The 21,173-nt window shown below is 45.9% G+C and carries 16 protein-coding genes; 9 read left to right on the top strand and 7 right to left on the bottom strand.

Annotation, left to right across the window (positions count from 1 at the left end; translation table 11 throughout):
- Positions 1-46: 46 nt before the first annotated feature.
- Positions 47-1,528, bottom strand: coding sequence for a proline--tRNA ligase (gene proS, locus RCO84_RS07680; protein ID WP_317584612.1), 1,482 nt, complete (start codon positions 1,526-1,528; stop codon positions 47-49).
- A gap of 289 nt (positions 1,529-1,817) precedes the next feature.
- Here proS and RCO84_RS07675 point away from each other — a divergent pair, with 289 nt between their 5' ends.
- The 3 genes from RCO84_RS07675 to RCO84_RS07665 are packed head-to-tail and all read left to right on the top strand — an operon-like array spanning position 1,818 to position 5,887.
- Positions 1,818-2,507 carry an OmpA family protein gene (locus RCO84_RS07675; RefSeq protein WP_144150620.1) on the top strand — a complete coding sequence of 230 codons (690 nt, stop codon included), beginning with the start codon at positions 1,818-1,820 and terminating at the stop codon, positions 2,505-2,507.
- A gap of 37 nt (positions 2,508-2,544) precedes the next feature.
- A complete protein-coding gene (gene mtgA, locus RCO84_RS07670; protein ID WP_264899215.1) occupies positions 2,545-3,279 on the top strand; it encodes a monofunctional biosynthetic peptidoglycan transglycosylase in 735 nt (244 codons plus the stop codon).
- A 43-nt stretch (positions 3,280-3,322) separates the two neighbouring features.
- A complete protein-coding gene (locus RCO84_RS07665) occupies positions 3,323-5,887 on the top strand; it encodes an ATP-dependent helicase (RefSeq protein WP_317584609.1) in 2,565 nt (854 codons plus the stop codon).
- A 643-nt stretch (positions 5,888-6,530) separates the two neighbouring features.
- Here RCO84_RS07665 and RCO84_RS07660 read toward each other — a convergent pair.
- The 3 genes from RCO84_RS07660 to RCO84_RS07650 are packed head-to-tail and all read right to left on the bottom strand — an operon-like array spanning position 6,531 to position 9,003.
- Positions 6,531-6,677, bottom strand: a complete 147-nt coding sequence (locus RCO84_RS07660; protein WP_022120923.1) for a hypothetical protein — start codon at positions 6,675-6,677, stop codon at positions 6,531-6,533.
- A gap of 35 nt (positions 6,678-6,712) precedes the next feature.
- Positions 6,713-8,155 (bottom strand): DUF4270 domain-containing protein, encoded by a 1,443-nt coding sequence (locus RCO84_RS07655; protein ID WP_317584608.1) that lies wholly within the window; start codon positions 8,153-8,155, stop codon positions 6,713-6,715.
- 35 nt (positions 8,156-8,190) lie between these two features.
- Positions 8,191-9,003 carry a glycogen/starch synthase gene (locus RCO84_RS07650; protein ID WP_317584606.1) on the bottom strand — a complete coding sequence of 271 codons (813 nt, stop codon included), beginning with the start codon at positions 9,001-9,003 and terminating at the stop codon, positions 8,191-8,193.
- A gap of 174 nt (positions 9,004-9,177) precedes the next feature.
- On the opposite strand from RCO84_RS07650, the gene panC reads away from it, so the two are divergent.
- Both panC and panD read left to right on the top strand, forming a co-directional pair.
- Positions 9,178-10,029: a pantoate--beta-alanine ligase gene (panC, locus tag RCO84_RS07645; RefSeq protein WP_317585506.1), complete on the top strand. Its 852-nt coding sequence runs from the start codon at positions 9,178-9,180 to the stop codon at positions 10,027-10,029.
- Between the two features lie 60 nt (positions 10,030-10,089).
- Positions 10,090-10,434 (top strand): aspartate 1-decarboxylase, encoded by a 345-nt coding sequence (gene panD / locus RCO84_RS07640; protein ID WP_117586254.1) that lies wholly within the window; start codon positions 10,090-10,092, stop codon positions 10,432-10,434.
- A gap of 251 nt (positions 10,435-10,685) precedes the next feature.
- Here the strand turns inward: panD and RCO84_RS07635 are convergent, their stop codons facing one another.
- Entirely contained in the window at positions 10,686-14,156 is a 3,471-nt protein-coding gene (locus tag RCO84_RS07635) for an AAA family ATPase (protein WP_317584605.1), read from the bottom strand.
- Complete coding sequence (locus tag RCO84_RS07630; RefSeq protein WP_317584604.1) at positions 14,153-15,460, bottom strand: exonuclease SbcCD subunit D; 1,308 nt, start codon at positions 15,458-15,460, stop codon at positions 14,153-14,155. Before RCO84_RS07630 ends, RCO84_RS07635 begins: the two co-directional genes overlap by 4 nt.
- A 481-nt stretch (positions 15,461-15,941) precedes the next feature.
- Here RCO84_RS07630 and RCO84_RS07625 point away from each other — a divergent pair, with 481 nt between their 5' ends.
- Complete coding sequence (locus RCO84_RS07625; protein WP_153087073.1) at positions 15,942-16,580, top strand: HU family DNA-binding protein; 639 nt, start codon at positions 15,942-15,944, stop codon at positions 16,578-16,580.
- A 309-nt stretch (positions 16,581-16,889) separates the two neighbouring features.
- On the opposite strand, the gene RCO84_RS07620 is transcribed toward RCO84_RS07625, so the two are convergent.
- A complete protein-coding gene (locus RCO84_RS07620) occupies positions 16,890-17,381 on the bottom strand; it encodes a DUF6169 family protein (protein ID WP_144150639.1) in 492 nt (163 codons plus the stop codon).
- Positions 17,382-18,073: 692 nt separating this feature from the next.
- Here RCO84_RS07620 and RCO84_RS07615 point away from each other — a divergent pair.
- The 3 genes from RCO84_RS07615 to RCO84_RS07605 all read left to right on the top strand — a co-directional run bounded on the left by RCO84_RS07615 (position 18,074) and on the right by RCO84_RS07605 (position 21,164).
- A complete protein-coding gene (locus tag RCO84_RS07615; RefSeq protein WP_260849528.1) occupies positions 18,074-18,196 on the top strand; it encodes a hypothetical protein in 123 nt (40 codons plus the stop codon).
- 151 nt (positions 18,197-18,347) lie between these two features.
- Positions 18,348-20,306: a BspA family leucine-rich repeat surface protein gene (locus RCO84_RS07610; protein ID WP_317584603.1), complete on the top strand. Its 1,959-nt coding sequence runs from the start codon at positions 18,348-18,350 to the stop codon at positions 20,304-20,306.
- A gap of 18 nt (positions 20,307-20,324) precedes the next feature.
- Positions 20,325-21,164: a hypothetical protein gene (locus RCO84_RS07605; protein WP_317584601.1), complete on the top strand. Its 840-nt coding sequence runs from the start codon at positions 20,325-20,327 to the stop codon at positions 21,162-21,164.
- Positions 21,165-21,173: the final 9 nt, after the last annotated feature.

Genomic DNA, 21,173 nt, shown 5'->3' with positions numbered 1-21,173 from the left:
TTAAATATATTATGGTGTCAGGATAAACTCCCGACACCGGGGATGATTAATAGCTTCTTGCGATGATGACACGGGCTACGGCTGGCTTGCCGCTTACCATATCTACACCTGGAGTCTGCTCGTAAGCGAAAGGCACGCAACGGATGGTAGCCTGAGTCTCTTCCTTAATCTTAGCCTCGGTCTCGGCTGTACCGTCCCAATGGCAGAGGAAGAAACCACCGTTCTTCACACGCTCCTTGAACTCCTCGTAGTTGTCGCATTCATAAACGTGAGCATCACGGTAAGCACGAGCCTTCTCGAAGATATTCTTCTGGATGTCTTCCAACATATTCTTTACGCGCTCAACGATACCGTCGAAGCTTACGTTCTCCTTCTCCAAGGTATCACGGCGCATGATTTCGATGGTGTTGTTCTCCAAGTCACGGCCACCCATAGCGAGACGTACAGGAACACCCTTCAACTCATAGTCAGCGAACTTGAAGCCAGGACGCTTGGCAGGGTTGTCATCATACTTCACGGTGATGCCCAACTCGCGGAGCTGGTTGATGACAGGCTGCAACTTAGCAGTAATCTGAGCCAACTGCTCGTCGCCCTTGTTGATAGGAACGATAACCACCTGGATAGGAGCCAGCTTTGGAGGCAATACGAGACCGTTGTCATCGCTGTGAACCATGATGAGGGCACCCATCAGTCGGGTAGAAACACCCCATGAAGTAGCCCATACATACTCAGGCTTGTTCTCCTTGTTCAAGTATGTAACATCGAAACTCTTGGCGAAGTTCTGACCCAGGAAGTGAGAAGTACCGCTCTGGAGAGCCTTGCCATCCTGCATCATTGCCTCGATGGTATAAGTGTTCAGGGCACCGGCGAAACGCTCAGTCTCACTCTTCACACCCTGCAATACAGGAACGCCCATGTAGTTCTCTGCAAAATCAGCGTAAACCTTGAGCATCTCCTGAGCCTTTGTCTCAGCCTCTTCCTTAGTGGCATGAGCAGTATGACCCTCCTGCCAGAGGAACTCAGAAGTACGGAGGAACGGACGGGTACGCATCTCCCAACGCATTACGTTACACCACTGGTTGCAGAGGATAGGAAGATCACGCCATGAATGAATCCAGTTCTTATAGGTGTTCCAGATGATGGTCTCAGAAGTAGGACGGATGATAAGCTCCTCATCGAGCTTTGCGTTAGGATCAACCTCAACCTCTTTGCCATCCTCTGTAGAACGGAGACGGTAGTGGGTAACTACGGCACACTCCTTGGCGAAACCTGCCACGTGCTCAGCCTCACGAGAGAAGAAACTCTTCGGGATGAGGAGAGGGAAGTATGCGTTCTGTACACCTGTCTGCTTAAACATCTTGTCGAGCTGCTGCTGCATCTTCTCCCAGATAGCGTAACCGTATGGTTTGATAATCATACAACCACGAACTGGTGACAACTCAGCGAGATCAGCCTTTACTACCAAATCATTGTACCACTGACTGTAGTTGTCAGCGCGCTTGGTTAAATTCTTGAGTTCTTTAGCCATATTGCTTTTTTCTATTTATTTTGTTTTTTATTTCTTCTGTTATTTATATATTAAGGTATAAGCATGAGCCCCTTCATCATCTGCAGCCGGCAGTTCACCTGTCTGCAGGTGTCCGAAATTCTACTTTTAGGGATTTTCCACCCCCCAAATAGGTGATTTCCTAGCTCTATTTCGACAAATACCCTTAAATTTGCATGCAAAAATACAAAAAAATATTAGAAAACTCTCCATTATGGAGAAAAAAGAGTTATCTTTGCAATTAAATAACATAAATATAGGAGATTTTAAAATGAAAAAGACTAATTTTGCAGTTGCAGGCCTCTCTTTGTGCTTGCTTTTCTCAAGTTGTGGAACCAATCAGAAGACAGGTACAGCTGTAGGTGCCGGTTCAGGTGCAGCTCTGGGTGCTCTCGTTGGTGGATTGCTCAACAATAGCCATCGTGGTACAGGTGCTCTTGTAGGTGCTGCTATCGGTGCAGCTGTTGGTGGCGGTGCTGGTAACCTCATCGGAAAGCACATGGATAAGGTGAAGGCTGAGGCTGAACAGGTGAAGAATGCACAGGTTGAGACTGTAAAAGATGCCAATGGCTTGTCTGCCGTTAAGGTAACATTTGCTTCTGGTATCCTCTTCCCGACTAACGGTTCTACTCTCAGCAGCAGCGCAAAGACTGATTTGGCTCAGTTTGCCGGTGTATTGAAGAACAATACCGACTGTGAGGTTTCTATCCAGGGTTATACAGATGCTACAGGTAATGATGGTATCAACTTGCCATTGAGCCAGAAGCGTGCTGAGGCAGTTTACAACTATCTTGCTTCTTGCGGTGTTACCAGCCGTCAGGTAAAGAATGTTCAGGGTTTGGGTTCTGCTAACCCTGTTGTTAATACTACTGCTGCTTGTGCCCAGAACCGTCGTGTAGAGGTCTATATGTATGCTAGCCAGGCTATGGTTAACGCAGCCAACAATGGTACATTGAAGTAATAACTTTCATGCTCCCGGAAGGGAAAAAACTAAATAGATGATTTTGAAGAAAATCAAGAATATAGTAAAATGGGTGGTGGTGCTGTTTTTCAGTACCACCATTCTTGCTGTAGTGGCATATAGGTTCATTCCTGTATATGTCACTCCTCTGATGATTATCCGATGCTTTCAGCAAGTAGCTGATGGTGAGAGTATTACCCTGCATCATCATTGGGTTTCTTTGGATAAGATCTCGCCTCATATGCCAGTGGCAGTGATGGCGAGCGAAGATGCGAGATTCCTGAAGCATCACGGTTTCGACTTCAATGCCATCGAGAGTGCGGCGAAGAATAATGCCCGTGGTGGAAAGGTGCATGGAGCCAGTACCATCAGTCAGCAGACTGCTAAGAATGTCTTTCTGTGGCCTGGCCGTTCATGGACCCGCAAGGGATTTGAAGTCTACTTTACCTTCCTCATCGAAATGATGTGGAGCAAGCAGCGCATCATGGAGGTTTATCTCAACAGCATTGAGATGGGACCGGGTATCTATGGTGTGGATGCGGTTGCAGAATATCATTTCGACAAGAAAGCGAAAGATCTGTTTCGTGGCGAGTGTGCGCTGATAGCAGCCACGCTTCCTAATCCGCGCAAATTCAGTTCGCTGCATCCTAGCGCTTATATGAAGAAGCGCCAGCGACAGATAGAACATCAGATGAGATTTATCCCTACCTTCCCTCGTGAGGGCGAAGATTTCGACCCGGGCACGGCTGTGGGAGGATATAGGGGGAAGTGAAGAATGAAGAGTGAAGAATGAAAAATCTGGTAAATATTGATTAATGGATTTACTGAACGACTTGAACGAAGCGCAGCGTGCTGCGGTAGAATATATTGACGGACCTTCGCTGGTGATAGCCGGTGCAGGTTCGGGTAAGACGCGTGTACTTACTTATAAGATAGCTTATCTCCTGAGCCAGGGCATGAAACCCTGGAGCATCATGGCGCTCACCTTTACCAATAAGGCGGCAAGGGAGATGAAGGAACGTATCGGAAAACTGGTGGGAAATGATCTCGCCCAGCATCTCTATATGGGTACCTTCCACAGCATCTTCTCCCGAATCCTGAGAGCGGAGGCTGAGCATATCGGCTTCAACAACAACTTTACCATTTATGACGAAAGTGACTCGCGCTCGCTGATCAAGGCGATAGTGAAGGAGATGGGGCTGGATGATAAGAAGTATAAACCTGCTGCCGTTCATGCCAAGATTTCGATGGCGAAGAACAACCTGATGAGTGCTGCGGCTTATGAGAGCGATGCGGCTATCTTCGAGCAGAACAAGCGTGCGCAGATGCCTGAGGTTGGTAAGATTTTCGTGGCTTACGTGCAGCGCTGCAAGCAGGCCAATGCCATGGATTTCGATGATTTGCTGACGCTTACCTATCAGCTCTTCAGGGAGCATGAGGATATTCGCCACAAATATGCTGCCCGCTTCGATTATGTCCTGGTGGATGAGTATCAGGATACCAATCACGTTCAGATGTCTATCGTCATGCAACTCTGTCAGGAGAAGCAGCGTGTTTGTGCCGTGGGTGATGACTCGCAGAGCATCTATAGTTTCCGTGGTGCCAATATCGATAATATTCTCAACTATCAGCGCCAGTTTCAGGGCACGCGTCTCTTCAAACTGGAGCAGAACTACCGCTCTACCCAGACTATCGTTGAGGCGGCTAACAGTCTGATCAAGCATAACCGCAACCAGATTCCTAAGGATGTATTCAGCGAGAATGCGAAGGGGGAGAAGATTCAGTATAAGCCTGCCTACAGCGACAAGGAAGAGGCGGCGATTGTGGCGAAGGACGTGAAGCGTATCCGGCGCGAGGATGGCTGCCAGTATAGTGATTTTGCCATTCTCTACCGCACCAATGCCCAGAGCCGCAGCTTCGAGGAGGAGTTCAGAAAGCAGGGTATTCCTTATCGCATTTATGGCGGACTGAGTTTCTACCAGCGCAAGGAAATCAAGGACATCATAGCCTATTTCCGTCTGGTGGCGAATCCGGATGATGAAGAGGCTATCAAGCGTATCATCAACTATCCGGCACGAGGAATAGGGGCTACTACGGTGCTGAAGATTGCTGACTGTGCCCATCAGAACCAGGTGAGTTTCTGGGAGGTAATCGGTGCTCCTGAGCGGTATGGACTGGCGGTTAACAAGGGTACGATGAACAAGCTGGAAACCTTCAGATTGCTGATTTCTTCGTTTATCGAACGGGCTCAAACTACGGATGTCTATGAATTGGGTGATGCCATTATCAAGGAGAGTGGTATCAGTCAGGATATCATGTCGGGCAAGGATGCCGATGATCTGGCACGTCAGGAGAACCTGGAGGAATTCTTGAGCGGTATGTCTGCTTTTGTGGAGGAACGCCGTGAAGAGGGTAGATTTGATGAACTCTTCCTGCAGGATTATCTGCAGGATGTGGCGCTGCTTACCGATGCTGACAGCGATGGTGATAAGGATGAACCTCGTGTTTCTCTGATGACGGTTCATGCTGCCAAGGGTCTGGAGTTTCCTACGGTTTTCGTGGTAGGATTGGAAGAGAATATCTTCCCAAGTCCGCTTTCTGCTGCTTCGCTCCGAGAACTGGAGGAGGAACGGAGATTGCTTTACGTTGCCATTACTCGAGCTGAGAAACATTGTATCCTGACGAACGCCAAGAACCGCTGGCGATATGGCAAGATGGAGTTTGATAATCCGAGTCGGTTTATCGATGAGATTGACGGCAAGTTGATTGATTGCCTGGATGAGGCTGGTGGAAGCTTGTTTGGCTCTATGTCTGACTCAAGGCTTGGTTCAAGGTCTGGTTCGATGTTTGGCTCCAGAGCTGATTCGATGTCTGACCAGCCGGAGTGGGCGAGAGCGCAACGTCCTCGCAGACCGTGGGGGGATGCTGAGCAGCCTAGATACAGTAGCAGGTATCAGAATTCTAAACCGGTAGCATCGCAGTTTGTAGCAGATCCTAAGCCTTCTCTCTTTGATGATGAACCGGAGACTTCACGTACTTCTGGACGCTCGTCTGTTTCCGGACGCTCATCTCTCTCTGAAGGTAATTTCAAGTCTGTTAGAGCGCTGAATGCAGCTAAGCGTTACATGGAGACGCATTCTTCTCATCCTGCTTCTCGCGGTACTGGATCTTCTGCAGCATCAGTTTCTTCTTCTACAGCTTCAGGCAGTTCTTCTTGTGGTTTGCAGGAGGGAATGAAGATTGAACATCAGCGTTTTGGACGGGGAACGGTATTGAAGATTGAAGGTACTGGTGAGAATACGAAGGCTACGGTGGAGTTCGTTCATTCTGGCACCAAACAGCTTCTGCTGAAATATGCCAAGTTTACGGTAGTAGATTAAGTTCAGTAGTCTGATGTTTATATTTATAGGTTTATCCTGTTTTGAAGTTCTCCCTTACAGGTAGAATCTTATAATATTGATAAAGAGTTATAAAAATAGATTGGGCAAGGCCATCTCTGGTCTTGCCCTTTTTGTTTCTATATACTATAAATTGAAAAAGCGTCCCCACAGTAGCCTCACGGTCACTACGGGGACTTATAATTACTAACATCTAACTTTAGCATTTTTGTTTAAACTTAAAAACAAATTCTTTATGAGAGTAATTTCTCCATTATCTATAAACATAAACCAAGTATCTCATATATTGCAAGTAACTTGTATCCTGCAAATATCTTGTATCCTTAAATGCAAGTTCTTAGAAAAGTTAAACCCATAGATCAGTATCTCTACTAATATCTTGATTATTTTTATTTTATTGCTTTTTGTCTGTTTAATATAAAATACTTTTAATTTACAATGCAAAGATATAAAAAAAATGGGTAAACTCCAAATTAATTTTGCTTTATTTTGTATTAAATGGCTTTTATCGTACTTATGCGGCGGTTTTTAAGGATTAACCGGCAAAGTAAAAAGGGTGTATCATAAACATTCAAATGCTTTATGATACACCCTCTTTCTCAGGATTCTGAATATTTTTTCGTGTTTATAACGCTTCGTCTTCAGGACGTGGCATCTGTGTCTGGGGCTTCTGTTTCTTGCCTGACTTCATGAATAGTTTCTTCTTCTTGAGCCATGCAGCCTTACGTATCTCGTATTCTTCGCGATGACGCTCCAAAAAATTATCTGCCATGTTTCGTTTCCTTTTTTACTTTGCGTTATGAATGCTTATTCTTTTTCTTTAAACTTACTGTAAATCACCTTTATCTGTATAGGACTTGTCTCCTTGCCGTTGCTGTCGGTGGTTATTACACCTCTTTTCAGTCGGGTAGAAGCGAGCGCCATATCGTGATTTATCTTGGTGATGACAGTAGTATGGCCCTGTGTAACCGTGATGATACTTACTGGAACCAGTACAACCTTATCCCAGTTTTCGCTCTTGCCCTTGTTCTTATACATGGCAGAAACCAGGTTGGCGATATTCTGGAATGTATAGGCATTCTTATAAGTACCTGTACTGCTGTATCTTGTGGTATAAGAAGTACGGCTATCTGCCAACTTGCTCTTTTCGAAGAACGACTGCAAACTGTCTTTCTGAACCATCAGGATGGTGCTTGGTGTAGCAAAGTTGTATGGGTTGTCTTCGTTTTCATTGTTGAGTCGTGGGAAAGAGATGGTAGCTGTGTTGAGCGTATCCTTCTCATGTCCCTTCATGATGTCTTCGATAGGGAGGGTAACCTCGGTGAAGATACCGGCAGGCGACTTGAGGTAAGTCCAGTCCTCCTGACTTGCCAACTTCTTCAAGTTCTCGGTATCATTCTCAATCTTGTTGAGCTGCAATACCTCTTCTGTACCATCAAAACGGTTGTATCCGATTCCAGTACTGTCAGTAACGCCGTCCTTTGCCTTGATGGTCTTTTTCCAGTAGAAGATAAGCTCTGTATTCCAAATCTTAGCCATGTTACCCGTACCACCTACATTCTTGATGTAGAAGCCAGGGCAGACATTGTGCAGGAACTTGAAGTTGGTCTTGAAGTACTCAGGATGTTCTGCGTATGTTTGCATGATGTAAGAACCATAGTTCTTGTATGTCTTACCATCTTTTTTGTACTTCTTATTCAAGTAAATCTTGAAGTTCTTGACATCTGATGTATTGCTCAAGTTGTAATTACTGCTCCAATGCTGGTTGTTTTCGTTTACCCAGCCGTTCTTGAAGGCATCATAATTAGAGTAATATTCCTGATCCTCTCTCATCGGCTCGGTCATCTCATAGGCTGTCACCTTCATTGGGGCGATGGTATCACCGTAGCTGGCGTTGTAAGAAACCAGGAGGTAGCATGAGTCGGCTTCGATAGAACCATTGTTTGCCTTCTTGATATCTAGTGTATCTACAGAGAAAGTAGGCAATACGCCCAACTGGGTCATGTAGTCGCCCTTTACATAGTTGCCAGTTTCTGGGTCTTTCATCTTTCCGATGAGCCCCGTGTTGTTGCGGCTCAATACGGAATCTGCTACTATAGACTTTGTGGTAACATTGAACGCTGAGTTAGAAATGTTAATGTTGTCTATCTTATTAGTGATGCTACCACCGATTCCCTCGGTGGTATCATCACATGCAGCGAAAGTAAGCGCTGCTATAACTAATACTGTTAAGAGTCTTAAAATTTTCATTATCCTTGTATGTATGTGTCTCTGTTGTCGGAATTTTATTCTGCGTCAGGACAAACCTTGTTGATGAAGTCTGCGTATGGCTCCTGGATATCTTCTCCCGGATAAGTCAGTACAGGCTTGTTCTTCTCCTTCGCATAATCAAAGAGAATCTGGGTAGCTTCTTCTTCACCTTCTACCACACCGTCGCTATAGTCGATGGCGAGTTTGCCGAGCTCAATGAAGTCGAAGTCGTCCTGATAGTCGTCGAGCAGTTCAGACTTGGCATCGCGGAAGGCAACGCAACGTTTGAAGTTGGTACCCAGTTCACCCTTGAGTTCATTGGTATAGAGAGCGGTAATTACCTTTGATTCTGCAAATGAAGGCTCTTCGCTGTAGGCAGTCTTTACATAGAATGGCACTACTGCGCTAGCCCAACCCTGGCAGACGATTACGTCAGGCTGCCAGCGGAGCTTCTTTACGGTTTCCAATACGCCACGTGCAAAGAAGATAGCTCTTTCTCCGTTGTCGGCATATTCCTTTCCGTTTTCATCGGTGCCCATCTGGCGGCTCTTGAAATAGTCGTCATTATCGATGAAATAAATCTGCTGTCGTGTTGTTGGTATAGATGCAACCTTGATGATCAGCGGATGGTCTGTATCATCTATGATAAGGTTCATACCAGACAGGCGAATGACCTCGTGCAATTGTCCGCGACGCTCGTTGATGGTGCCCCACTTAGGCATGAAGGTGCGGATCTCAAAACCTGCTTCCTGCATCTTCTGAGGCAGTTCGCGTCCCATGATTGACATGTGAGACTCGGCTACGTATGGGTCGATCTCCTGATTGATAAATAATACTTTTTTTGCCATAAAATTTAAATTTTATTCTTACGAATTACGTGCAAAGGTACAAAAAAAACTTCAAATAGGGGCATTTTTTCTCCGAAATTCATTATTTTCGGCAATAATTCGCATATTTTTAGGTTTTTTCTTTCTCATTTGAGAAAAAAGTTGTTATTTTGCACCCGAAAACAGATTATGACGATGAAAGTATTCAATAAGATTGTTGACCTCCAGAACGAACTCTTCATGTGTCGTAAGGAGGGAAAGAAAATCGGCCTTGTGCCAACTATGGGTGCGCTGCATGAGGGTCACGCCTCTCTTGTTAAGCGCAGTGTGAAGGAAAATGGCGTGACTGTAGTTTCTGTGTTCCTGAATCCTACACAGTTTAATGATCAGGGTGACTTGGATCGCTATCCTCGTACCCTCGATGCTGACTGCAAGCTCTTGGAGGCTTGTGGTGCTGACTATGTGTTTGCACCATCGGTGAAGGAGATGTATCCTACACCAGATACACGCCACTTTGAGTTTCCACCTGTTTCTACCGTGATGGAGGGTGCCAAGCGCCCGGGTCATTTCAATGGTGTATGTCAGGTAGTGAGCCGTCTTTTCTATATCGTTCGACCAACCCGTGCTTATTTCGGTGAGAAGGATTGGCAGCAGATTGCTGTCATCAAGCAGCTCGTGAAGTACATCAACAGCGATGTGCAGATTGTAGAGTGTCCTATCATCCGTGATGAGGATGGTTTGGCTAAGAGCAGCCGTAATACTTTGCTGGCTCCTGATGAGCGTGCCATTGCGCCAAACATCTATAAGGCCCTGAAGGAGAGTGTGGAGTATGCCAAGACTCATACCGTACAGGAAACTCACGATAAGGTGGTTGCCGACATCAATGCTGTAGAGGGTCTGGAGGTAGAGTATTTCCAGATTGTGGATGGCGACAGCCTGCAGGATGTTTCTTCATGGGAGGATAGTGCATACGTGGTAGGTTGCATCACCGTTTATTGCGGTAAGACTCCTATCCGTCTCATCGACCATATCAAGTATAAGGGATAATTCCTCGATAGATATTCTTTATTAAGTTTAATCCGTAACAGATCAAGTAATAACAGAACAATGCAGATAGAAGTATTGAAGAGTAAGCTCCATTGTGTGACCGTAACTGAGGCTAACCTGAATTATATGGGTAGCATCACCATCGATGAGGACTTGATGGACGCTGCTAATCTGATTGCAGGCGAGAAGGTTCAGATTGTAGACAACAACAATGGTGAGCGCTTGGAGACCTATATTATCAAGGGTGAGCGTGGCAGCGGTTGTATCTGCCTGAACGGTGCTGCAGCCCGCAAGGTGCAGGTGGGCGATACCGTCATCATCATCGCTTATGCCCTGATGGACTTTGAGGAGGCTAAGACCTTCCAGCCAACCGTGGTTTTCCCTAAAGAGGGAAATAAGGTTTAAATATCGTATGATGATATAGAATTGTATAAAGAATGATAATCTCGTATGATAATCATAAAGAATATGCGTTCCTGTGGATAGATGAATCCGTAGGAACGCATATTTGTTTTGTGACGATAAACTTGCGTTTCGGTGTGGCGAAATAGCGGTAAGCCACATAGATGGTGATGCCCTGTTCACGATGGATAATGTATGTGTACCCTATATATAATGGTGTAATTACTATTTTATGAAGGTATAATTAAGATGGGTTAAGGATAGATCTCGATATGGCTGCTGCCGGAGTTGCCATTCTTGATAATCCTTATCTGGGTGGTGATGCGCTCGCTCATCGTGTCGGTATGACTGATGACGCCCACCTTCTTGCCTTGCGAACTTTGCAGCATGGCGAGGGAGTCGATGACGGTGGCTAAGGTATCGGGGTCGAGGGTTCCGAAGCCTTCGTCGATGAACAGGTTCTCGAAGGAGATGTTGCGGGAGGACAATGCCGACAAGCCCAAGGCGAGACCCAGACTTACGATAAAGGTTTCGCCACCTGATAGGGAGGTGGTGTCTCGGATATCGTCGGCACGGTCGTGGTCGATGACTCTGATGCCCAGCGAATGCTTTACCTGCTGCAGTTCGTAACGGCTGTTGAACTTTCTGATTTCCTGGTTGGCGTGCGCTATCAGGAAACTGAGCGTATAGCATTGGGCTATCTTGCGCAGCGTTTTGCCGTCTGCTCCGATGGCATCCGTAATGGCTGTCCAGTCGTCCTTTTCCTGTGTTACGAGTTGCAGAGCCTCAGCCTTGTCACCCAACTGCTTCACGGCTTCCTGATGGTTCTGCATTCTGGCGTTGGCAGCAATCAGTTCGTTGCGCTGGCTTCTCTCCTGATACTCCTGCTGAATGGCTAGGAGAGCATCACGGCTTTGTGCAGGCTGATGTTCCAAGTGCTGTTGATGCGCCTTTTCTGCGCTCTGGTAAAGGGCGGTAGTTGAAGCCACGGCTTTCTCCTTTTCGTCCTTTTCCCGTCGGATAGCATTCCAGTCTTCGACAGAGTGAAGCATCTCCCGGATGGTATTTCGGTCGATAAGGCTTGGTTCGATACTTCTTTTCTCGATGCCTTTTTCTTTAGAATCAGTCTCCTCGGAGTCTTTTCCTTCGTTGCTCTTTTCTTCAAGCTGCTTATTGTATTCCTCAATCCAAAGGTCGAGTTCCTTTTCCTTCGTCTGCAGAGTCTCCTTTGTTGTCTTGTTCTGAGACAGCATGGTTTGATGCGAACCTTTACTGTTGGCGAGTTCAGCCTTCAGTTTGTTAATATTCTCGTTCTGAGTATCAGCTGCTTTCGTTGCCTCATCCTTTGCTGCTGTCAGTCTTTGTTCTGCCGCATCTGGTTCTTCGCCATTCAGAATCTGCTTATATTTCTCCTGCCATTCCTCCATTTCCTTCTTGGCGCTATTCCATGTCTGAAGGGCTTTCACGTAAGCCTCCTCCTTGCTCTTTTGCTGTGAGATGAGGTTGATGGTAAGTGCTTTCTGCTCAGCCAGTTTTGTGGCGCAGGTTGATGCAGTTTCCTGGACTTCGTTCAGTATTGTAGAAGCCTTGCTTTCATACGCAGCTTCATCCTTCACAGCCTTATCCTTGAGTTGGGTCAGCCGTTCTATCTCTTTCTGAATCTTGTTAAAGAGGCTCAGTTTGCTGCTCGCATCTTTCGCCTTGTTTTCATAGATAGGCAAGAGCGATTTCAGTTCTGCCTCTGCCTTCGGAATCTTTGGATACTGGGCGATGAGCGCCTTCCATTCCTCTTCGTAAGTTGCGATTTCTCCCGAGAGCTTTTCCTGTTGTTTCTGGAGCGTCTGTACTTCGCCGTCGTTCTGTTTTCTTTCGCCGGAAAGATCCTTCTCCTCTTTCTGCTGCAGTTTCAGTAGATCCTCCTTGGCTTTCAGAAGTTGCGAGAGTTCCGTGGTGGCTTCCTCAAACTGCCTGTTGTCGGTATGATAAGGATGGGTCGTGCTGCCACAGAGCGGACAAGGTTTGCCTTCGGTCAGGTTGGCACGATGAATCTCCCATTTCTCGCTCACCATGAGGGTATAGGCATTTCTCAGCGTCAGGGACTCTTGGGTCAGCGCCTCGATGGTCAACTTGCCCAGCGCTTCATCTATCTCTGCGTTTCTCTTGCCCAAGACCAGGATGCGCTCCTCATTCTTCTGCTTTTCTGTTGTGGCAACATCGAGATGAGCCACAACCTTGATGGCTTGCTGGACATCCTGCAGTTTCCTGTCGGCTACAGTCTTGCTGTTCTGCAGTTCCTCTATATTCTGTCCGGCAGTCTTATTTCTTTCCGTCTCCCAAGCCTGTTCAGCGGCTTGCGTCGCTTCGTGAAGAACCTGTTTCTGCTTGGCAATCTCTTCCTGTGTCGCTTTGAGGGCGAGGTTTGCTTTCTCCGTTTCTGCTTCCCATTTTTGGATGTTTCGGGCGTTTTCCTCCACGTCTTTCAGGGCAGTTTGATTCTCTTTCTGAGCCAACTCCAATGCCTCTTTCTTTTCTTTCAGATTCGGCATAGCCGCTTCCATTTTGGTTTTCAGCGCTCTTGCTTCAGCGATGACCGGCTGCGCCTTTTCCAGCTGTTCCTGTGCCTTGCTGACTGCTTCCTTCAGACTGGCGAGAGTTTTCTCGCTTTCGTCGATGGCAGACTCTTGACTTTTGATGTTTCCTTCCGCTTTCAGAATGTTTTCTTCCTGCTCGTGGATGCTTTGCGTCTGTCGCTCTACTTCCTGCAGCTGGTTGACGGCAGGCTGTACTTCATCGTGCAACTGCAGACGGAGAATCTGGGCTTGCATCGCTTTAATGGCATCTGCTGCTTGCTCCATATCTGTTTGGCAGATAGTGATTTGCTTGATTTGCTTATCGTTTTCCTCAAACCATTGCAGGTCTTTCGAAATGGCTTGCAACTGGCTGTCGAGTTCCTTCTCAGCCTTTTCCAACCGGGCGATTTCCTCCTTCAGTTGGGCAAGTTCTTCATCGTTCAGCAGGTTCTGTTTTACGGCTTCCACCGATGCTGCCATCTGGTTATAGGCATCCGTCGCCTGGTCTTTCGCCTTCTTGATTTCAGTAGCGATGTTCGTATAAGTTTCCTCGCATCCGATGAGTTTTTCCAGGAGTTCGTACCGCTCGTTTTCCTTCGCCGTCAGGAAGTTGGCAAACGAGCCTTGGGCGATGAGTACGGTACGGAGAAACTGGTCGTAGTCGAGTCCGATGATGTTCGGCAGCTCGTTCCAGTCGGCAGTTTCCTCCGTTATCTCTTCGCTGTTTCTCGTGATTTTATAAAGCGCAGTCTTGGCGTTCTCGTAGCGCACTCTCTGGAATCTGACGTGCCATTCTGCGCGGTAGATGCTGCCGTTGTTGGCAAGGAAGGTGAGTTTGCTGTAGCCTTCCTTCTTGCCACGTGTCAGGATGTTTCGGCTGTCGGTAGGAGCCAGACGGTTACTTTCGCTGGCATCGGCAGCTCCGAAAATCTCGATGTTCTGGTTCTTGTCTCCTTTCTTTCTGGGATAGCGAGGGGCGCGGTTGTAGAGAGCCAGACAGATGGCGTCGAGTAGGGTAGACTTGCCACTTCCCGTCGGACCTACGATGCTGAAGATGGTGCTCTCGCCTAAGGCACCTTCTTCAAAGTTGATGACCTCGCCTCCCTGTTTGTCAAGCGAAGCGAGGTTGAGTATTTCGAGTTGTAGGAATTTCATAATGATGATGTCGTTAATAAATCGGATAACATTTTCTCCTGTCTTTCGTTCATCGGGGCGTTGTGTCTGATGGCGAAGGCTTCTTTCAGCGTGTCGAGCGGAGGACGGTTGATGATGTCTTCTATGCTGGTGATGTGCTGGGAACCCTGGATGGTGGAGAGGTCCAGTTGCGGGATGATGCGCTGGATTTTGCAGAGCACGGCATCCTTTTCGTTGACGAGTTTCTCCAGTTCCTTGATGTCATCGCTGGTCAGTTTCTCCTGTTTCACTTTCAGCATCACGTAGTCGAAATGGTCGCTCAGTTCGCCGTCAGTTCTCTCCGAGAGTTCTGAATTGATGAGCTTCTGCCATTTCTTGAAGGTCAGTTCTTCCTCATCTTCGGGCAGGATGCGGAGGGCGTGCTGAGGCTTGTATTCCAGGAAATCTACTTTCCATTCCTTACTCTTGCCGGTTTCCTTTCCTTCCTCCTCTTCTCCGTGTTCTATGGTGATGAGGTCGATGCCGTGAGTGTAGTCTTTCTCGGCAAACGACATCGGGAGGATACTTCCCGTATATCTTGCCCAGTCGGTGTTCCAGATATGTTGCCGTTTGTGGATGTGTCCGCAAGTCATATAGTCGGGATGGTCGTTCCATCCTTCCAGGTCCACTTCCTCCTGTCCGCCGATGATGATTTTCTCGCTCGCATCCTTTTTGGCGATATCCGAACCCTTGGCGTACATGTGTGCCATCATGATGCATTTCCTGCCCGGGTATTTCTTTCGAGCCTCAGCCGTCAGTTCTCTCAGAAAGTCGTTGACTCCCTGCGAGTAACTGGCGTTCTGCACCACATCGCTTCTTAGGAAAGGTACGGCGAGTATGATGACTTCTTCTCCTGCCTCGTTGGTTACGGGGATGATGAGGTCATCGAAGGAATAGATCCAATGTCCGCCGGTCTTATCATCGTCCTCGCTTTCTCCCTGCTGCCAGATTTTCCTTACGTTTCCTCTTATTTCCACGTGGTATCGGGTGAGTAGCGGACGGGGAGCCTCCAGTCGGCTGGCGGAATCGTGGTTGCCGGCGGTAATGATGACCTGCATGTTCGGGCACAGTTGGGTAGCATCGGCAAGAAACTCGTAATAAACGGTCTGTGCCGCTGCCGATGGATTTCCGTTATCAAAGATGTCTCCTGCGATGAGGAGAGCATCGGGCTTTTGTTCAGCGATTTGTTCCAGGAGCCATTTCAGGAAATGCTTGTGTTCCGGCAGACGGTCGTTGCCGTGAAACAGGTTGCCCAGGTGCCAGTCGCTGGTTGCTAATATCTTCATACTCATAAGAATGTCTAATCTTAGTCTTTTTCTTTGTCTTTGGCTTGCAATCCTTTAGCCTTTGGTTTGCAATCCTTTGACCTTTGGTTTGCAATCCTTTGGCCTTTGGTTTGCAATCTGACTACAAAGTTAACACAATTATTTGGGATACGCAAAGAAATAAGCTCAAAAAACGAAGAATTATGGCCGGAAAAGTAAAGATATTCAGGAAAAGTCTTGTTTTATATCTGATAAAGTTGTATCTTTGCAAGGTAGAAATCTTCGTTCACCGACGTTGAACCGCCATTCACCGACGTTGAACCGCCGTTCAGCGACGTTGAACGGACATTCAGCGTCGGTGAACGGAGATTTCTCCTAGGATAAAATACTTTTCTTCCTAGGTTTGTGGTCTTTTCTTCTTAGGTATGATCATAAATACTATAGGATGCAAAGGCTGCTGCAATAAGGAGTGATAACAATCTTAATAAGAAAGGAAACAGATATGGCTAAGTACAAGTTGCAAGAGTTGAATGATTTGCGTGATGAAGGCAAGCGCAGAGTTTATCCCAAGATGGTGACCAACCGTACACTATCCAGAAAAGAGTTCGTCAAGATGATGCAGAACTACCATCGCGGTATTTCGGAAAGTACCACGGAGGCTGTATTGACCGATGTGGTTGATATGCTGACAGACATGCTCTCCATGGGGTACAACGTGAATCTGGAAGGTTTCGGCACCTTCTCCCTCTCTCTCGCTTTCGAGGATGAGAAGCCTAGGGAAATTCTGAATCCAGATGATAAGATGACGTACCGCAAGGTGGGCGTGAAGGACATCAACTTCAAGGCGTCTCCTGAGTTTATCAAGGATGTGAAGCGTGAAACCGACCGTGACCTGGAGCGTGATATGGGTGGTGTAAAGGTTATCCGTAAGCAGCTCTATTCCAGGGAAGAGCGCATCGCCCGTGCCCTGGAGGTGATAGAGAAGAACGGAGTCCTCACCCTAGGCGATTATGCCTCCATCAACAACCTGAGCCGTACTGCTGCCTCTATGGAACTGAAGGAGCTGACAAATGACAAGACTTCGCCGATAGATTCGTTAGGTCGTGGCAGCCATAAGGTTTGGGTGAAGAGAAAAGAATAAAAAACAGGAGTGTGGCAATAGGTGGCAATAGGTGATAATAAAAAATGCCCTCATTGCCACGCTTAAAACGCTAAATACCAGAGCGTTATCAGAAAGTGTGGCAATAGTGATATTAGTTTAGAGAAAAAAGATTTTTCTTTAGATAATTGAACTTTCGCAAGTTTTACCCCACGCGCCCTGAAAGGGCAAAAGCTCCTAGCCCAGGGCAACACCCTGGGTATTAGGGTGTTGTAACCTTGCGCCCTGTAAGGGCAAAAGCCTTGAATATATGCTGCTTTATAACCAATTTTATTTGGAATTTGCAAGAAACTATTTCTCTTTTAAATCATTTGCCGACTTTTCGAAATCAGCTTTGATTTCATCTAATAGTGGATTTCTGTTTTCTACAATGATAGAAGAGTAGAATCCTTGACCTTCAATGGTTGTGTTAGCAGACTGGATGGTATACTTTTGTGGGTCTGCATATTCCTTGAACCATCTTATAAATAAACGGTTTCTAACTTCTTCACGGTTGTCACTTGTGTCGCAAATATATAGTAAGACGTTCAAGTTTTGAAGGAAGAACTCCTCAATGATGGCAATAATCGTTGTGCTTATTTTATTATCGTATGAGCCATGGATTTTATTGTCATTGTGTATGCAAAATTGATAGCTCATACAACCGCCAAGAGGAAACTCTTCCGTAAAAGAAATGGTATAGTTAATCCCCTTGTCTGTTGCAAACAGATAATCACCCTTATCTGAGCATATAACTCGATAAGGTGATTTGCTGTTAATGTGATGTAGAGACAATTCTTTCATGCGTTTGCAAATTTAGCATAAATGTCAATGCCATCATATTGTTTTGCTCTTTCGAGCATCTCCTCTTTATGTTTTAGGAGTTGTTTAAACTTTCTGATGGTTTCCTCCTTTGAATTGTTCTTTGTTGCTTGCATAATAACCTCCTTTTTAATGTTATTGTTATTAATTTGGTGGCAAAGATAAGAAAAGTAAATGAGATATGCAAGAAAAAAGACCTAAAATTTTGTGAAGCCAATTCTTTTTCGTACTTTTGCAACCGTCTTGCTGTGGATGGCTGGCGATGAGTCGCCGGCTAAGTAAAAGTCCATGGCTTGGCCTATCATAATTAAGAAAGACGTGTACTACGTTTTCTTCTGACCTATTGAAACCTAGGAAATTTCAAAAGAGGCATTCAGATGAAGACAGCGGTAGGCGCCTTCGCTTTATGTGTGTATGTACACAGGCATAGGTGTGCCCTTTCCATTCGTTTGGATAGGGTACATCCTGTGCTATTATATATGCAAGTTTGGCGTAGGTTTCTGTTGCTTCTTATTCTTGTTGCCAAAGGTTTTCCTAGGACCTCAATAGGCAAGGGTAATGCGAGTAATATGATTCCTACGCTTTTCTTTTTATTATAGCCATTACAAACACGAACAATCTTCTCTGCTTAAGGAATCGGTGGAGTATATTTTGTAGAGCTAGGAGACACCGATATGGCAAAGAAAATAGATTTGCAAGCTTTGCGCCAGCAGATAAATGAGCTTCAGATTGATAAAGATTTGAACAGGGGAAAGCTGCACCCTCTTTCGGAGAAATTCACTATATTTGCAACATGAAGGAAATATAGAAACTATACCAAGGATAGAGTTAGCCCTGATTATCATCGGGGGGGCATCCATATTTATCTTCTTAATAAACCTCTTGTATTTTCTGGAGTGAACTTAACAATAAGCAGACAAATTTAAATAACAATTATAATATTAATTTATGAAAAAAATTACCAATCAATTCAATGGATCGCATGCCGACCGTATTAACAATGGGGGAGGTAGGTTCCGAAGGATCGCTCTGTTCCCATTGATGTTGTTCATGTTGTTGCTTGTGCCTACCAGTATGGTGGCGCAGACAGATTATGACAACACAGTAACCTTCACAGCCTTAGAGGGTAATCCTTTGGGCATATCTGATGCAGAAAGTTACCATAAACTCTTTGATGGCCAAAAGAAAGAAGGCAATTCCACCAAGTGGTGCTGCAATTTCTATGGCAGTGCCTATGTCATCTTCGAAGCTAGCAAGGCAGGAATTCCTGTGGGCTACACCATCACAACTGGTAACGACAACTCCAATTGGAATGGCCGTAACCCTAAGTCGTGGAAACTCTATGGAAACAATGAAGGCAAAGATGGAGAATGGACGCTCATTCAGGAGGTGAACAACGATACGAAGCTTCAGGATGTGAACTATACTTCTTACGACTTCACCTGCGGGGGAGGTAAATCTTACAAATATTTCAAATGGGAAATATCGGCTACTCATAGCGGAGACGTGTTGCAGGTATGCGAATTTGAACTCAAACTCCAAACTTGTACGCACACAAATGCCGATGGCTCGTCTGCCCTTGGCAATGCAATAAAAACTGTGGAAACTACTTGCACCGAGCATGGCTATACCACATACAAATGCTCTATTTGCCACTCAACAGTAAAAAAATATAAGACTGATGAGCTAAAGAAGCATACACTCACTCACCATGAAGCTACAGATGCGATAAAGGAACACTGGCTGTGTAATGTATGCCACAAATACTTTAGCGACGCAAATGCCACTCAAGAGGTTAGTTATGCCAGCCTTTTATATAAGGGTTACGCCGTGTTTGACGGAAGCACAAGAACGCTTACATTCAGATATGGTCCTTCCAAGCCCGAAGGAGCTTATGACTTGAACGAAGGCACTAATTCCCCTGCGTGGGAGAAACAACGAGCCAATATCGAAAAGGTAGTCTTTGATGCCTCGTTTGCTAATGCAAGGCCAACGAGTTGTTATAAATGGTTCTGGGCTTTTAATAACTTGGCACAAATTGTAGGTATTGAATATCTTAATACTGAAAAAGTAACCAACATGGACTGGATGTTCTCTGGCTACTCTAATCTTCCCTCGCTCGACCTCTCTAACTTCGATACTCGGAACGTGACAAGTATGAGAGGTATGTTCAATGCCTGTAAAGGTATTGGCTCGCTCGACCTCTCTAACTTCAATACTCAGAACGTGACAGATATGTGCTGTATGTTCTGGGGGTGCTCTGAGCTTACCTCACTCGACCTCACTAACTTCGATACTCAGAACGTAGAAGATATGAGTGCTATGTTCATAGATTGCTCTAATCTTACAACCATCTATGTTGGTGACAAATTTGTCACAACAAACGTAAGTAATGGAGCTAATATGTTTGCTGGCTGCAAAAAACTCAAAGACTATACTAATAGCAAGACAGATCACAACTATGCCAACTGCACGACTGGTTACTTTACTCCTGGATGTGGGTATGCCATGTTTGACGGTGTTACTGGAACTCTTACATTCAGCTACAAGGGAGTCAAGCCCGAAGGTGCTTATGACCTTAATGTGGGGGAAAATTATCCTGGTTGGTATCAACAAGCATCTAAGATAAAGAAGGTAGTCTTCGATGCTTCGTTTGCCAATGCAAGACCAACGAGCTGTAATGTGTGGTTCTTTAATTGCAGTAATCTGACCACAATAGAAGGCATTGAGTATCTTAACACAGCGAAAGTGACGAATATGGAAAGTATGTTCGATTACTGCGAGTCTCTCAAATCTCTCGACCTCACTAAATTCAACACAGAGAAGGTGACGAATATGCAGGATATGTTCCTGCTCTGCCACGCTCTCACAACCATCTACGCCAGCGATAAGTTTGTTACGAACTAGGTTACTCATGGTAATGATATGTTCTATGGTTGCGAAAAACTCAACGGCTATGACGGTAGCAAGACCAACTACAAATATGCCAACTACAAGACTGGCTACTTCAGCAAGCTGGTAGGTAAGAATGGCGACGAAAAGATTGGGGCATCAGGAGAAACTCTTACAGCAGCGAGTCTTGCTCTTGACGATGAAAAGGACTTTGTGGCTTACGAACCGTTCTCAGCCAAGGCTGCATCTTATAGCCGTGAAATGAAGGAAGGCACCACATGGGCAACGCTCTGCTTGCCTTTCGAGGTGTCGCTTGCAGATAAGAACTTCCGTGCCTTCAAACTGCTTTCGGCTAACGAGAGCACAAGCACCATTCAGCTCGAAGAGATTGAGACAAGCATCACAGCAGGCACTCCTGTTATCATCAAGATGAACAATGGTGAGACCACTTTCAGCATCTCTGAAGCCAACAAGGAGATTGCGCAAAAGGTAGTATCTGCTGCTGATGGTAGCTATCTGCTCCAGGGTCTCTATACAAAGAAGGTGTTCGACAAGGTTGCTGACAACAACTGCTACATCGTGAAGGGCGACAAACTGATGAACCCTACCAAGCTGTTGGAGAACACAAGCACAACACAGGTGGGCAGCAAGCCTTTCCGTGCTTACATGGTAGACAACACTTCATCATCTGCTGGTGCTAAGATGTTCAGCATCGCCATCGGTGACAACACAACAGCCATCGACAGCCTCAACACCATTGCAGACGATAAGGCTGTATATTATGACCTGCAGGGCAATCGCCTCAGCGCTCCTCAGAAGGGCATCAACATCGTGAAGCGTGGCAGCAAGACAATGAAAGTTATCATCAAATAAAAAGAACTG

It is taken from the genome of Segatella copri, from assembly GCF_949820605.1.
In the GTDB taxonomy this organism is placed as follows: domain Bacteria; phylum Bacteroidota; class Bacteroidia; order Bacteroidales; family Bacteroidaceae; genus Prevotella.
This window is presented reverse-complemented; position numbering and strand designations above follow the sequence as displayed.